The organism is Sediminibacterium sp. FW305-C-49 (assembly GCF_058231085.1).
In genome coordinates this window covers 219,879-235,623 of record NZ_JBIQXS010000002.1, presented here as the reverse complement: position 1 = coordinate 235,623, position 15,745 = coordinate 219,879, and the positions used below count along the sequence as shown (strand labels likewise).

Annotated in this window: 11 protein-coding genes and 1 tRNA gene; 3 read left to right on the top strand and 9 right to left on the bottom strand. The window is 41.8% G+C overall.

The window, feature by feature from the left end; translation table 11 throughout:
• Positions 1 to 74: 74 nt before the first annotated feature.
• The gene (gene porU / locus ACH3Z1_RS08395) at positions 75 to 3,452 is read right to left on the bottom strand and encodes a type IX secretion system sortase PorU (RefSeq protein ID WP_490821441.1); all 3,378 of its coding nucleotides are present in this window, start codon (positions 3,450 to 3,452) and stop codon (positions 75 to 77) included.
• 165 nt (positions 3,453 to 3,617) lie between these two features.
• Entirely contained in the window at positions 3,618 to 3,971 is a 354-nt protein-coding gene (locus ACH3Z1_RS08390) for a four helix bundle protein (protein ID WP_490821440.1), read from the bottom strand.
• A 456-nt stretch (positions 3,972 to 4,427) separates the two neighbouring features.
• Here ACH3Z1_RS08390 and ACH3Z1_RS08385 point away from each other — a divergent pair, with 456 nt between their 5' ends.
• The 3 genes from ACH3Z1_RS08385 (at position 4,428) to ACH3Z1_RS08375 (ending at position 8,206) form a co-directional block, all read left to right on the top strand.
• Positions 4,428 to 5,993: an SUMF1/EgtB/PvdO family nonheme iron enzyme gene (locus ACH3Z1_RS08385; RefSeq protein WP_490821439.1), complete on the top strand. Its 1,566-nt coding sequence runs from the start codon at positions 4,428 to 4,430 to the stop codon at positions 5,991 to 5,993.
• 244 nt (positions 5,994 to 6,237) lie between these two features.
• A complete protein-coding gene (locus tag ACH3Z1_RS08380) occupies positions 6,238 to 7,515 on the top strand; it encodes a UDP-N-acetylmuramoyl-tripeptide--D-alanyl-D-alanine ligase (protein ID WP_490821438.1) in 1,278 nt (425 codons plus the stop codon).
• A gap of 352 nt (positions 7,516 to 7,867) precedes the next feature.
• Positions 7,868 to 8,206, top strand: a complete 339-nt coding sequence (locus tag ACH3Z1_RS08375; RefSeq protein ID WP_490821437.1) for a DUF983 domain-containing protein — start codon at positions 7,868 to 7,870, stop codon at positions 8,204 to 8,206.
• A gap of 187 nt (positions 8,207 to 8,393) precedes the next feature.
• Here ACH3Z1_RS08375 and ACH3Z1_RS08370 read toward each other — a convergent pair whose 3' ends face one another.
• The 7 genes from ACH3Z1_RS08370 to ACH3Z1_RS08340 all read right to left on the bottom strand — a co-directional run bounded on the left by ACH3Z1_RS08370 (position 8,394) and on the right by ACH3Z1_RS08340 (position 15,645).
• A complete protein-coding gene (locus ACH3Z1_RS08370; RefSeq protein WP_490821436.1) occupies positions 8,394 to 8,852 on the bottom strand; it encodes a hypothetical protein in 459 nt (152 codons plus the stop codon).
• Between the two features lie 76 nt (positions 8,853 to 8,928).
• Positions 8,929 to 10,287 carry a beta-helix domain-containing protein gene (locus ACH3Z1_RS08365; protein WP_490821435.1) on the bottom strand — a complete coding sequence of 453 codons (1,359 nt, stop codon included), beginning with the start codon at positions 10,285 to 10,287 and terminating at the stop codon, positions 8,929 to 8,931.
• A gap of 146 nt (positions 10,288 to 10,433) precedes the next feature.
• Positions 10,434 to 13,229 (bottom strand): TonB-dependent receptor, encoded by a 2,796-nt coding sequence (locus ACH3Z1_RS08360; protein WP_490821434.1) that lies wholly within the window; start codon positions 13,227 to 13,229, stop codon positions 10,434 to 10,436.
• A 151-nt stretch (positions 13,230 to 13,380) separates the two neighbouring features.
• Positions 13,381 to 13,626, bottom strand: a complete 246-nt coding sequence (locus ACH3Z1_RS08355) for a GIY-YIG nuclease family protein (protein ID WP_490822632.1) — start codon at positions 13,624 to 13,626, stop codon at positions 13,381 to 13,383.
• Between the two features lie 29 nt (positions 13,627 to 13,655).
• Positions 13,656 to 13,742 (bottom strand) — tRNA-Ser (locus ACH3Z1_RS08350).
• 280 nt (positions 13,743 to 14,022) lie between these two features.
• Positions 14,023 to 14,790, bottom strand: coding sequence for a TatD family hydrolase (locus tag ACH3Z1_RS08345; RefSeq protein ID WP_490821433.1), 768 nt, complete (start codon positions 14,788 to 14,790; stop codon positions 14,023 to 14,025).
• Positions 14,791 to 15,033: 243 nt separating this feature from the next.
• Positions 15,034 to 15,645, bottom strand: a complete 612-nt coding sequence (locus ACH3Z1_RS08340) for a polysaccharide deacetylase family protein (RefSeq protein ID WP_490821432.1) — start codon at positions 15,643 to 15,645, stop codon at positions 15,034 to 15,036.
• Positions 15,646 to 15,745: the final 100 nt, after the last annotated feature.

Genomic DNA, 15,745 nt, shown 5'->3' with positions numbered 1-15,745 from the left:
TCGCTAATTGCTAAAAGCTAACGGCTAACTGCTAAAGGCTAAAGGCTAAGTAAAAATCAAACCATCAGATACATTTAAAGCAGAATAAGTTGCCCGGCATGAACAGATCGTTGATCACCGGATTGAATGATTATTTGGTAAATATAAACAGCTTTTTGAATTTTCCTGCCTGATTCATCTCTTCCATCCCATTCTACCTGGATATTTCTGGTACCTGAAGTCTGAAAAGGACCCGAAATACGTTTAATCAGTCTGCCATCAGCCGTATAAATCAGCACCTGAACCTTCAGTTCCTTATCGGGTTGGTTATGTTCAAATGAGAGACGGGTTTTGTCGCGGAAAGGGTTGGGGAAATTCATCAGTTTGCTGACAGCCAGTCTATCCTGTCTTTCTACTACATAATCCAATTTTACCTGCGTCGAATTATTGGCGCCGTCCCATGCCTTGAGTACAAGTGAATGCGGTCCCTTTGTTTGTATGGGCAACCGATAACGGATCGTGCCGGATTGCCAGCTATTGAGGTCAGACAGGTACCAGTCATTCAGGACTCGGATATCCCGGATAAGGTCATCGATGATGAGTGTGATGTCGTGCCCAATTCCATTACCTGATGTGTTGATGCCTGAACTATCTGATAAATACGCTATCAGCAGCGGCGATTCGTGCGTGAGGCCGCCATTACGGAATAGGGTATCATTCAGAAAAAGGCGTATGGCCGGACCTTTTGTGTCTGCCAGAACTGTATTGTTGCCCACGAGTACAAAACCGGTGTCGGCACCAGCGGCATCGGTTGTGTTATTGAATGCATATAGAGACAGTCTTCCTCTTCCCGGCTGAAAAGAAACATCTTTAGGCAGGATGATACGAATACGAAAGCGGCCCGTATCAACCGAAAAGATGCCCTTGAATAAAATGGCCGACTGTTGCTGAAAACCCGTTACCGGACTGGATACATCATTACCTAAAGTTTGTACCGTTCTCGCCTTATCATACAATACCACAGAAACCTGACCATTAAAATTGCTGAGTCGATTACCCGCACCATCCTGTACATCCCCCTGCAATTCATAAGTCCTCGAAGCATGTAGTGTATCCGCCCCAGAAACAGCCATCCCATCTATCCCAGTCACTTTGATTTTGTGCTCCGGAAAAGCCAACTGCATGGCAGGATCTCCCAGCAAGACAAATTTTCTGGTATTCAATACTTCACCTGCCTGTGTAACAGATAAGTTTTTAGCTATGCGCACTGCTTCACCCAGACTCAGGTATTTTCCTGTTTGCGGATCGGGATGTAAAGCAGTACCAATAAAATATTCATTGATGATTCTATTACTGGATGCAAATACCAATCTGGCCGTGGATAATAAAGCGATGGCTCCTGTACTGTCGCCCGTTAATACCTGTGCGCCTACTGCATTTTTGGATGGATCATCAAATGGATAAAAATCGCAGCTTGCTGTAACAATCAAGGGCAGTCGTGATGCATTCTGAAAACGGTTTACTTCATTCACCGTCAGTACTGCTTCTTCCGCCAGTCGCACATGATTACCATGACCGCTGTAATTTAAAATCAATGCTCCGTTATTGACACTATTAACAATGGCTTCGCTTACCGCAGGATACCTGTTACCGCCACTTCCACTGATGAGCGGAAATGCATCGAGGTAAATTTTCTGTGTCTGAAAAAACGGGTTCGTATTGGCCTGGGCAACGGCTTCGGCATCTTTCAGGTGCAGGTTCAGGTCTTTATCATCGGCCACAAAAACCAGCTTATTTCTCCATTCACCCAAACGGGATGGCTGGTGATAGGAAATGATCTTATCAACCATACGATTAGCTTCTTCAGGAGAACGCGCGGGTATTCTTCCGATAGTCACATCAATGGTTTGAAGGGCATTACCCTGGTTGATATCATCCTGGTCATCGAGCATCCCGAAGAAATCGTCAGAGGTAAAACTCGATAACGGATCAAGCGATTGTGTACTTTGAAAGCAGGGAACAAAACGATGGTTATTGCTGATACGGTTTTTAGGATCATAAGAACCACTACCCATCAATAACACATATTTCAACCCTCCTTTTCTGTCGTACAACATTTTTATAAAATCGCGGATAGCGGTTGGGTCGGGACTACCACTGGCAAATTCCTGGTACACTTGTTCTGTACTTACCACCTGCACCGTTCGCTTGTAGTGTTGCTGATGAAAAATTGCAAGTTTACTGGCAGCACCAATCAATAAAGGATGTGAAACAATCAGGTATTCAGGTGTACTGATGGCATGCAAGTTCTGGTTGGCCTGTTTACCTATGGCAATGGGTGTAAAGGTTTGAGCAGGTGTAAAAGCAATATATTCTCTCAGTTTAGATGCATCGTTGTAGAAAGTAAATCCATTCCCTGACCTGTTTCGCATTCCCATTATATTGGTATGATCTGTAATATCCCATACCCGCATGTCTGGTAAAGCTGCCAGTTGAAAAGAGGCAATGGTATTGTTTGAAACAGAACGCCAGTCTCTGAAACTGAGTGCAGATGTAGTATTGAACTGAAGACTTCTTCTTCCTAAAACTTCAAATCGGTTGATCCAGCTTTCGGCACCGGATGCCACAGATTGATATTCGAATTTAACCAGCAGGTTGGTCTGACCATTGCTGCTGAAATTTTGTTCCTGTTCGAGATGTGTGGCATACCGATCTAAGAAAGTTCCGGTAACAGGAGGGAAATTCAGCGCCGATCCGTTGGCGCCATTTATATTGCTTAACATACTGGCGGCAGCCCCCACATTTCGGGAGGCAAAAGAGCTTCGCAGGGTAACAGGCTGCTGTATAGACAACCCCGGCCAGTCGATTGAGAATGTTTTGCTTTGGGCATGGATGAGTTTATCTCCATACCATTCTTTGCCTGAACCAATCAGGTTAACAAGGTCGTTTTCGAACACATATCTTTCATCAAACTCCGTGACAGCAACCTGTGCTGTATTATACACTTGTTGCATGGCAATCCGTTTACCCGAACCACCTACTGAAATATAGTACCATGCCGAATCGCTGTATAAATTTTTCTGGTAGCGAAAGCTTTGTTTCAAACTGTCTTTTAACCACCTGGATGAACCGGGCGCATAAAAAAGAAAATAATCACCTGCATGAAAAATACCATCGCCTCCATCCACCACTTCAATGGCATTTTCTACCAGGTCATCGGTATAATCGGCGTTGGCATTTTCACCCAACATCGCACCTCCATTGCCAAATAATCGGATAGATGCGGAGGAAAGGTTGGTGCCCAGTCCTAAGGTATTCAGGAAAGCACCGTCAACCCGATAAACACCGGGGTCTTTCACTGCAATTTTATACCAATTACCCGTTGCAAGTACCGATGCCGGCGCATACTGACGTTGCCCAAATGTTACGAGTGTAACCCCAAGAAAGAAATATAACATTCTCGCCTTCAGCATGAAAAATGATCAATTATGAATATCGAAGTTAGCGGTTAGCTATTAGCTTTTAGCCATTAGCCGTTAGCTTTTAGTGGTTAGCAGCTGTCCATTAGTTGTATGTGTTAGGAACGATTACGAAGCGTAATTGTAAAACAATCTCCGCTAACAGCTAATTGCTAACAGCTAATGGCTAATCACCACAACAAAAGCCCGCATCATTTTTTGAATTTCCTGAACATCTGAAATCAAGCTTCGATGTGTAGCTGCTTGTATATAACCATTGAGCAGGCAAATTTCAATCTGTGTTTCAAGTTCGAACGCTGAGCCTATTGAAATATGTATGAACCTGATCAGGTCTGGCTTTGTATGCCTGCCGCATCCTTCTGCAATATTTGATGCAATAGACACAACAGCCCTATTCATCTGAACAGCCATTGCATAACGTTCATGACTCGGCAGTGTAGATGTGACCTGATTAATAGCTTGGGTTAATAAAATAGATCGTTTCCAAATTTCCAGTTTCCGAAAATCTCTCATCAAAGCACTTTTGGGGTGAAAATAGGTAGATGGCTAGTTAATGATTAGCGTATTTCCCGCATTTTTTTGCTAGCTATTAGCCTTTAGCAGAGGTTTTTTCGTAAAACGCCGATAATTTTCTTAAGTCACTGCTAAAGGCAAATGGCGATTGAAACTTAGCTGTTAGCTGTTATAGCAGATATTAATATCGTAAGACACCTATAGTTTTTTAAAACCCCTGCTAAAAGCTAATGGCTAACAGCTAAAAGCTGTCCCCCAAACCCCCTATTTTCTGTCGAATACCCCCTACAAAACCACCCAAAACCCCATTTTACAGGCTTTAACTCCTTTAAAATTAGCCTTTTACTAACAATAGAATCCCGGGCAGCGATTGGTAGTTTAGGGAAATCTTATATATTCGCATGTACTAAATAAGGCTATAGCGAAACAACTATACTCCACAAACACGAGAATCTCATGCAAGTATTGAAAACAACACGGAACCTGATCTTGTTGTTGACGTTAACAGGTGCCATGTCATCCTGTAAGATTTTCAAAAAGAAACCCGAGAAATCAGCGGTTACCGGATGGAATTACAACGATAAGAACCAGGGTAATTTTAATGTCGCTAAGCCAAAAGATATTAAAGCCGCTCCAGGTCTTGTTTTTGTTCAGGGTGGTACATTCACCATGGGCGCAACACAGGAAGATGTGATGGGCGACTGGAACAATGTGCCACGTCGTATTACTGTCAACTCATTTTTTATTGATAAAACAGAAGTTGCCAACGTTCACTATCGTGAATACCTCTACTGGCTGACCAATGTGTTTGGTGGCGCCGGTATGGATTCGATTGTGGAAGAAGCCAAACCTGATACACTTGTATGGCGCAGTGAGCTGGCCTATAATGAGCCTTATGTGGAATATTATTTCCGTCACCCCTCTTATAACTACTATCCGGTTGTAGGTGTAAGCTGGAAACAAGCCACTGATTTCTGTATCTGGAGAACAGACCGTGTTAACGAACTGACCCTCATGGGTAAAGGTTACCTGGATGCCAGAAACCAGATCAAAAAAGAACTGAATGGTTCCGGACAGGATAACTTCAATACCAAGGCTTACCTGATGGATGAATACCAGTCAACGCCAGGCCGTTTAGCTACATCGAATAAAAATCCTTTGAAAGATGCCAATGGCCGTCCAAGAGCCAAAGTAACTTTTGAAGATGGTATTTTATTTGGCGACTACCGCCTGCCAACAGAAGCAGAGTGGGAATATGCAGCTTACGGATATATTGCCGAGAACCCACAGCGTAAATCGAAAGGTTCAAAACGTGGTGAGGAGTTGATTGCCAACAAGCAGATTTATTCATGGAAAAACAATGGTTACGATAATATTCGCTACACACAGAAAAGTGCTTACCAGGGTGCTTTCCTCGCCAACTTTAAAAGAGGTGCGGGTGATAACATGGGTGTGGCCGGTGGTCTGAACGATAATGCAGCCATTCCTGCAGAAGTAACTTCATTTATTCCCAATGGTTATGGCTTGTATAACATGAGCGGTAACGTGAATGAGTGGGTATCTGATGTATATCGTCCGCAGAACTCATTGGATGGTGATGATTTCAACCTGTTCCGTGGTAATGAATTCCGTAAGATTGATATGACCGGCGGTCAGGGTAACCTGCGAGATGATAAAGGACGTATTAAAACAGTACTGGAAGAAGATTCTACTTTACGTAACAGAAGAAACTACCAGCGTTCTTATGCCACCAACTACTTAGACGGTGACTCTTCCAGCTTTGTAAATTATGGTTACGGTACTACTACCCTCATCTCTGATAAATCAAGGGTGTTCAAAGGTGGTAGCTGGAATGACAGGGCTTACTGGTTAAGTCCGGGCGCACGCCGCTTCCTGGAAGAAGACCTGAGTACCAATACACTTGGTTTCCGTTGTGCCATGAGTCATTATGGTTCAGCAGAAGGTATTTCAAGAAAAGCTAAAACAGGTCAGTTCTTCCCACCCAGAAGAAATAAACGCTAAGAAGGAAAAGGTAAATATAAAAAGAGCCATCTCTCGGAAGGAGGTGGCTTTTTTGTTTGGAGCCGGAGGCTCGGTCAAAGCTGCAAGCCTCAAGCTACAGGCTACAAGCCATGAGCTATGAGCTATGAGCCACTAGCTGCTAGCGTGTATTCAAACCTTCTCCGGACTTTCGGTCTTCCCGACTTTCGGACTTCTCCCTTCATTCACCATTGACCATTCCCCATTCACTCCTTATCTTGCATCTATGACAATTTCCGAACTTTATCAGCTATATCTACAGCATCCTTCTATCCAAACCGATACCAGGAAATTAAAAGAAGGAGATATTTTTTTTGCATTGAAAGGGCCTAATTTCAATGGCAACCTGTTTGCTGAACAGGCACTTCAATCAGGTGCGGCATACGCAGTAATTGATGAACCTTCCGGTGTCGATAATGACAGATTCATTTTAGTAGATGATGTTTTACAAACTTTACAAGACTTGGCGGGTCATCACAGACAACAATTTAATATCCCTTTTATCGCGATTACCGGCAGTAATGGTAAGACAACTACCAAAGAGCTTGTGTACACGGTGCTGGCTTCGCATTTTAAAACGTATACCACGCAGGGAAACCTTAATAACCACATTGGTGTACCGCTCACCCTACTCAGTATTCCGGCTGATGCAGCAATGGCGGTAATAGAAATGGGTGCCAATCACCAGAAAGAAATTGAAGGCTATTGTGTGTACACCGCTCCTACACATGGTATCATCACCAATTGTGGCAAAGCACATCTGGAAGGTTTTGGAGGCATTGAAGGTGTAAGAAAAGGTAAAGGTGAATTGTATGATTATATCAGGGCTCATAACGGAACCATATTCAGGTACAATGATTATGATTATCTGCACGCCATGAGTAAGGGTATAGAGAAAGTATTGGGTTATGGAACCAACGAAGGCAATATAACCGGAATAGTAGCTGCCAGTGAACCTTTCCTGGAAGTGAATATCACCAAGGGAATATCGTTCCAACAAGTACATACACAATTGGTAGGTGCTTATAACCTACCCAATGTATTATGCGCCATTGCCGTAGGTAAGGCATTTAATGTACCGGATGAAAAAATAAAAACTGCCATTGAATCCTATGCCCCATCAAACAGCAGATCGCAGATGGTGGAAAAAGATGGTAATCACATTATCCTTGATGCGTATAATGCCAACCCCACCAGTATGCGTGCAGCCATAGAAAACTTTGCCCGGCTTCATGCAAAAGAAAAAGTTTTGATGCTGGGTGGCATGATGGAATTGGGTGAAGAGAGCAAAAACGAACATCAGCAGATCGTAGACCTGATAAACCAGTATCCATGGCATAAAGTGGTATTGGTAGGCGGCGATTTCAGCAAGGTGAATCACTCGTACATCTTTTTCCCAAATTCAACTGAAGCAGCAAGCTGGTTTCAGCAACAAAAATTTTCTGATACCCATTTATTGATCAAGGGATCAAGGAGTATGCAGATGGAGAAGATTATCGCTTAAATAATAAAGCCTCCGTGTAACACTGTGCCATACTCTGTGTAACTCCGTGGTTAAACCACAGAGGAAACGGAGTGATGCACAGAATTACACGGAGGTCTTACTATTCTTTCCAAAAAATTGCTTTACTTTTTGCTTGTTTCTTGATTTTCTTGTCGCTCGTTTTCCCCTTACTGCTTCTTAACTACTCCCCCATTAAATCGTATCTTTGTATTGATTAAATAGCATTGATATGCCTGAGAACAATAAAAAGCACTGGTATTTGTGGAGCGTTTTTAACAATCGTTGTCCAAGGTGCCGCCAAGGAAGGATATTTAAAAGCCAGGAGCCTTATAAATTCAAGACCAATGTAGAAATGCATGAACAATGTCCTGTTTGTGGTCAGCCAACAGAAATTGAAGTGGGTTTTTATTATGGAACAGGCTATGTGAGTTATGCCTTATCTGTTGCATTCCTTGTTTCAACATTTGTGGCTTGGAAAGTATTAATTGGCATGACTTTCTCCATCGATGATAACCGTATTTTTTACTGGATGGGTACTGCGTTTATATTACTATTGGTTTGTCAGCCACTCATCATGCGTTTATCACGCAGTTTATGGTTAAGCTGGTTTGTAAAATACGATCCAGACTGGAAAGACCATCCCATTAAAACACCTGAAAGAATTGTACCTGAACAAATGAATAACTGGTAATATAGGCCCTATTGCAAGAGTTTCTCAGCAATACAGCGAAAAAATATACACACCCACCTCTGTGTAACTCCGTGTTCCCCTCCGTGTAACTCTGTGGTTAAATAAAATTAAACAGATTAACCACAGAGTTACACAGAGTAACGAACAGAGTTGCACGGATTCTTTCTGGTAAGCTATAGATAAAATCTTACTTACTGCTTTTCTTTCTTAATTCATTTACCAAATTTGCTGCTGAATCAGACAACTGTGCCTTAACAGTTATTCCACCGCTTTTAATAAAGCCAATAAAATGACAACTATCCTTCAAAGCCGCTACATATAATGTTTTAACGACTTGTCCTTTTGAGAAACAGAAAAACTTGGTATCGTATTCACAATTTGCTTGGTCAACAAAAACATGGTTAATTTCATCCAGTGTAAAAAGATGAATGGCTGCTGTATCATTCAGTCCGAATCTTGTATATACTTTCTGGTCATTGATATCCGGAAAAAAATGCATATCAATGCTATCCACCGTTTTTAATTCCGGGAGCCTGTGCATATCAGTTACCAGTTTATCCGTCGTTATAACAGTTTCTTTACTGTCCGATTCACCACAGGACATTATTACAATCACACAAATCAGCATCAATAATAAATACCGCATAATTTCAATTTGATACAAAGAAATAAAAAAACCGCTCCCCCCGGCAGCGGTTTTTTAAAAAGAATCATTCTGTTGATTATTGTCCTTTTGCAGGGAACCTTGTCCAGCTGGCTAACCAGTTGGTTGTACCAAATGCCCCTACATAAGTAGTAGATGTAAAATAAGCATCCAGACCTGTAAAGTTTGCACCAGCTAAAGCGGGTGAGCCACTTGCAGGTAACAGGTTAGGTGAGGTTAGTGTAAAAGGAGAAGTCAGCTTAACATCTGCAGCATCTGTATAAGTGATACATCCTTCAGATTCTGCTTTTGTTCTCATAGCTGCTGCAGTTAAGGTAGCGGATGTTAAACCAGATACCCTGTACGGATCTGCAATGGCGTGTACCAGGTTATTTTTAAATTCAGAAGTAGCACCTGCACCACTGTAGTCGTTGGCAGTACCATCAGACTCGATAGAGAATCCACCTTTCTGCCATCCCATCAGGATAGAGTTACGCAGTACAAAACGTACGGCTCTTCTCCATCTGTTACCATAGTTATGGTTAGCCAATGTACCACTGGCGTTATTAGGTCCAACAAAAGTGAAGTTGCTTAATACAGGACGTGTATAAGGAGCAGCAGTAGTACCAGAACCATCGTTATCTGCTTCAATACCATTACCTGCATCACCATTATCCACAAATGCAGGATCGCGCAGTGCAACAGCAAACTGGATTTTACCAGTATAGCCGAAATCAAAATCGAAATCATCATCAGCCGTTCCAAAAGCTACGAGGTATTTAGCATTTACCGTACCACCAAAAAATTCATAGGCATCATCATTACCATATACTACCTGGATATTTTCCAGTGTTGTTCCACTTCCTACACCACCTAAAGTCAATCCATTGATTTCAGAACCAGGGAAAGCAGCAATACCTGCATATTCAATACGAACATATTTCATGCTGCCAGAATTATCTGCATCGTTCGTACCACCGTATGGACGATCCAGTCCACCTTCAATTACCGGTGTAGAGCTACGGTTTGTTTTAGCATAACCGAGGATAACGATACCACCCCAATCGCCGGGATTACGTGATCCTGCATCCATACCTGAGGTAAATACAATGGGTTTATCGGAAGTGCCATTCGCCATAATCTTACCACCTCTTTCAATACACAATGCACCTTTCTCTGTTTTATCACTTTTAATAACGGTACCTGGTTCAATGGTCAATGTAACACCATTGGGTACATATACATAACCTTTGAGTGTCCATGTTTTATCGGCAGTCAGGGTTTTATTTTCCAGCAAAGAACCTCTTAATACGGTTGCGTTAGGATCAACCGGTGGTTCCACAATCGGGTCTTCATCATCGTTTTTTGTACAGGCTGTCATCGTCAAAGCAGCTATTGCTACCATTGCCAGACGTGAAATCAAAAGAGAGCGTATCATTTTCGTTGTTTTTATGCTGCAAAACAACCACTACAATGTAATGAGTATGTTACCGGAAGATTAACTAATTGTTACCACGCAACGGTGTACAATAAAAAGGCTCCCGAATCATCGGGAGCCTTTACATCTATCAACAAGTATCAACTTTAGAAATTATAAGAGAACCCAACTCCCCAGCTTGTACCAAACAGGTTACTCCACTGGATTCTGTCATCCTGGCTCTTATAGGCACGGTTCTCTTTTTTAGACTCCACATTATTGTAGAATATCTGTCTTGTATTCAAAAGGTTAGCTATATTAATTTTAATCTCCCCTTTCTTCTTCAATACTTTTTTAGCCAATTGAAAATCAAGTACACTTCTGCCATTCTCATACACATCAGGAATACCAAAAGCACCTACGGTTTCAATACGCTGCCCGATTCTGTTGAACAATATGGTACTGCTCCAGTTGGCATCATCTGCATATGTAAGACTCAGGTTAACCAGATAAGGTGATTGTCCCTGCATAGGTCTTTTGACATCATATGGATTTGATGCTGCTGAAAGATCCACAGAAGATTTAATGATAGAAGTGTTGGCACTGAAAGTAGTGTTCTCAAGGAATTTGCCTTCACCCAGGAAGGAGAGTTTTTTACGCAGGTCGAGTTCAATACCATATGCATATGCATTATCAGGATTGAAGAAAGTAATCACCTGGTATTCCAGAGATGACTCACCCGACATACGCTGCTCAATAGGTTTGCTGAAATGTTTGAAGAACAGAGAAGCAGAAATAATTTCACCACTCTGCGGGTATGTTTCAAAACGAAGGTCAATATTGGTATTCTGGCTTCTTTCCAATGCACCATTACCACGGATGATTGCTGCTCTCACAAAATCGAAATAGGAGAAATTGGCTACTTCACGGAAATCAGGTCTTGATACCGTTCTTGAAGCAGAGAAACGCAGATTTGATTTATTGTTAAAGCTGTAAATCAGGTTTACAGAAGGAAGGATATCCAGGTAATCTTTTTTAATGATGGTTTTGGTGCCGCTCACATTACCAGTTTCTACTTCATAATTAAAAGTCTCTGCACGTACTCCCCAGATCAGTCTCCATTTTTCGTTGAATTTGTTATCAAACATCAGGTATGAGCCTGTGAGTAGTGACGTGGCATCGTACCGATCGGTATTGTTGGTAATTTCATTGAGATAGAAGCCATTGGTATACATATTGGCATCGTTAAATACCCTGCCTGGTGCCAGCGTAAGTAATGCAGTATTGAAACTTGATGGATTGGCTTCTTCATAGCGGAAAGCACGTGCACCGAAATCGCGGATTTTATACTGAGCCAATACACCTGCTTTCAGACTCGATGTAGTATTGCCCCATTTCAGTGGTTTACTATAATCCACTTTACCACCCAAGGTATTTTCATCCAGCTCACTCCAGAAACGGTAGGTATTTCTTAATGCAATGGTATAAGGAACTGATTTGTCATTTACCTGTGAAATATTCTTCTGGTAAGGCTGTGAGCGATAGTCAGGTTGATCCTTTTTAGTAAATGCAAAGTTCAGGTTCCATTTCAGTTTGTTATTGTTTTTACCCAGCGCATGTTCACCTTCCAACTGTGAGCTGAAGATGGTTTTGATCATGGCAATGGCAATCCTGTTCTTGTTGATGTACTGAAGGTCATTGAAGTTCGATCCTTCACGGATGGTATTACCATTTTCAAAAACCCTGTTAAACAGGTTCTTTAAAACGAGTTTATTTTTTCCTTTTTTGTAACCCACATTTAATAATGCACCTAAGCTGGTATTAAATGAGTATGAGGTATCTGCATAATCAAACAGCAGGTTCGTAGTAGAAGTAGCATCGCCATACTGCTGACGGTCGGTAAGCTGAATGGTTTGTGAGTTCCTGTAAGTAACAGCACCCAGTATACCAAAGCTTCCGCCATTTTTGCTGTTGAATTTTTTAGCGAAATTGATCTGACCATTCAGTGAAGGAAGGGCTTTTGAAATTTCATCTCCATAAGTGTTGTACATCTTTCTGGATGCCTGAATTTTTTGTGCCATATCATAACTTCTCCATCTGTTGGTAGAAGGAAAAGAAGAAGGAAACCCTCTTGAACCATCATCAAAACCTAAATAGTCCAGATCACCTCTGTGACCAATATTAAAATCTTTACCAGTAGAAATACTGTTATAAGAAGTAGACAGGGCAAAACCAAATGCGTTTTTAAACGGAATATCTTTTGTAGTCACCTGAACAATACCGCCAGAAAATTCACCGGGCATATCGGGAGTAGCGGTTTTATTGATCAGAACATTATCGATCATATCAGAAGGAACGATATCAAATGAGAATGTTCTTCTGTCTGGTTCAGTGCTGGGCATTACCGCACCGTTGATGGTAGCTACATTATAACGGTCATTCAAACCACGTACAATGACATATTTATCGTCCTGAACACTGGTACCTGTTACACGTTTCAATACTTCACCCACATTACGATCGGGCGATTTTTTAATGGATTCGGATGAGATACCATCTGATACACTGGTATTATTTTTTTGCAGACTCAAGACTGCAGAAGCCGATTCCCTGCGGGCAGGTGTAGCAGTAACCACCACTTCATCCAGTTCTTTTTTCTGTTCAGCCAGTACAATATTCAATTCGTTTGTTTGTCCGGCTACAATAACGATTTCGCTGATGGTTTTGGTTTTGTAACCTGTCATCGAAAAAGTAAGTTCATAAGTACCGGGGGTCAGACGAATACTAAAACGACCCTCTACATCGGAAATAAGGTTGATTTTTTTTGCAGCATTAAAGATGGCTACGCCTGTAACCACTTCATTATTGGATCCGGAAGAAACTTTACCGGTAAGTGTACCGGTTTGCGCAAATACAGCCGTAATAGAAAAAAGAGCGAGCAGGGTCGAAATAATAGATTTCACAGTGTTTATTTTGCTGCAAAACTATTTCGGCAATGTTACCACCATGTTACCCCAATGTTAAGGGAATATTACCTGAATGGGAGAAAGGGGGAATGAAGGGGGGGGCGAGGCTACTATAATGAATAACAAAGGATAAAAGCTTCAGACACAGCTATCCATACTTATTGATAAAATCGATTACCCTTTGTTTATTGAGGTTCTTAAGTTTTTTTTCCAATATCATGGCCTCAGATCTAGAAGGCTTCTCAATTAAACATTTAAGTTGCCAAGGCGCATAGGGCGAAGTAGAAGATTCGTATCCACTATTATGCCTGTTCAATCTTTCAGTGAAATTTTGTGTTTGGCCGACATAATATCGATCGGCCTGTGGGGAGTATATGATATATACGTAAAACATAAAATCCTGCAATGCAGGATTAATTTTTGCAGAGAGGAAGGGATTCGAACCCTCGATACGGTTTCCCGTATACACACTTTCCAGGCGTGCTCCTTCAACCACTCGGACACCTCTCTGTATTTTCATTTCTTGTAAAGAACTATTTATCTTGTTTTAGAGAGATCGGATTCGAATGCCGACGCTTACGGTCGGCACCGAGACAAAGGCACCGCCTTTCGTCTCGGCCCTCGATACGGTTTCCCGTATACACACTTTCCAGGCGTGCTCCTTCAACCACTCGGACACCTCTCTTTATTACTTTATACACTTTAGAAATGGAATGCTTGTACCTTCGATTCTCGTAATGCAAAACATTTCTCTGTATTTTTAAGGACTGCAAAAGTAATGTTTACCCCTTCAGTTTCCGAATATTTTTTGGGCATTGGCCGTGGTAATGGTGGCAATTTCATCCACAGTAACTTTTTTTACTTCTGCCAGCTTTTTGGCCACTTCTATCATATAACTGCTCTCATTGCGCTTTCCTCGGTAAGGCACCGGACTCAGATAAGGCGCATCTGTCTCCAATACCATATGTTCCAGCCCTATTTTATCCAGCGCTTCAGGTAAACCGGCATTTTTATACGTTAACACACCCCCAATACCCAACATAAAGTCCATCGATACAATCTGCCTGGCCGATTCATAACTGCCGCTAAAACAGTGAAAAATACCTTTTAGTCCCCTCGCTGCATATGGTTTTACCATGTCAATGGTTTCCTGCATGGCATTACGAGTATGAATGACAATGGGCATTTTTCGCTCCAGGGCCCAATCCATCTGCTGGGCAAAGGCATTTCTTTGCTGATCGGCAAAAGTCTTGTCCCAGTAAAAATCAAGCCCTATCTCTCCCACTGCAACAAATGACCGTTTATTCAGCCATTCCAGTACAATGGCCAACTCATCCTCCACTTTTTCATTCACCGAACAGGGATGTAAACCCATCATGGCATAACATACACCCGGGTTAGCCGCTTCCAGTGAAAGCATCGCTTCAATTACTTCACTATCGATAGCAGGCAAATAAAATTTCTCTATACCAACCGCTCTGGCGCGGTTAATGATTTCCTGGTTTTCTGTACCAAACTCAGTAGAATACAAGTGACAATGCGTATCAATCAATACCATACTGCAAAATTGCCGATAAATCCCGAGTAAGCCATATGAAACATACTTATTTGGCTTTTTTTCATGGATGGAAAATAAAATGAAATGATTCCTCGTTATTAGTCAACGAACCCTAAAAAAAGATCAACAGGCGATCAAAAAGATTCATCCCGACTTTAGTCGGGAAAGATTGTTTTCATAGGGTACGGATTAAAAGAAGAGCCGGAGTTTCTACTCTGGCTATTTTTTTGCTTGATGCATATGCTAAAGTCGTTCAAACATATAACCTTCATTAGAGAAATGTTGTAACACAGCAGGCAATGCTACAGACATTCTTTCCCATGCTTTTTCACTATCATGAAATAACACAATAGATCCGGGTTTTGTATGATAGAGCACATAAGATAAACTGGCCTGTGGGGTAAGATTTGTATCAAAATCGGTGCTCAATACATCCCACATAATAATCCGCATCCCCTTTTTCTGTAAATATTTGATCTGTGATAGCTTGATTCTTCCATAAGGTGGCCTGAATAAATTCGATTGAATATAGCCGGCAGCTTTCATCGTATCTGCGATATAAACTTCATCAGTCGTTTTCCATCCATTTACATGTTCATGGGTATGATTACCTACGGAATGACCTTCGTCAAGAATACGCTGATAGATAGCAGGTTCTGCCGCTACGTTTTTACCGATACAAAAAAAACTGGCTTTTGCACCATATGCTGCCAACTGGTCAAGTACAAAGGGGGTGGCAACAGGATGCGGACCATCATCGAAACTGAGATAGATCTTTTTTTCCTTTGCCGGCATGCGCCATACCAATGAAGGATACAAAGCCCTTAACCACCACGGTGTTTTGGTGAGATACATGGGGTAAAGATACGAGATACAAGGTTCAAGGTTCAGGTATCAGGTTTCAGGTAAAACTCTCCGTATTTCTTTGCTTGCAGCTTGCAGCCTGCGGCTTGTA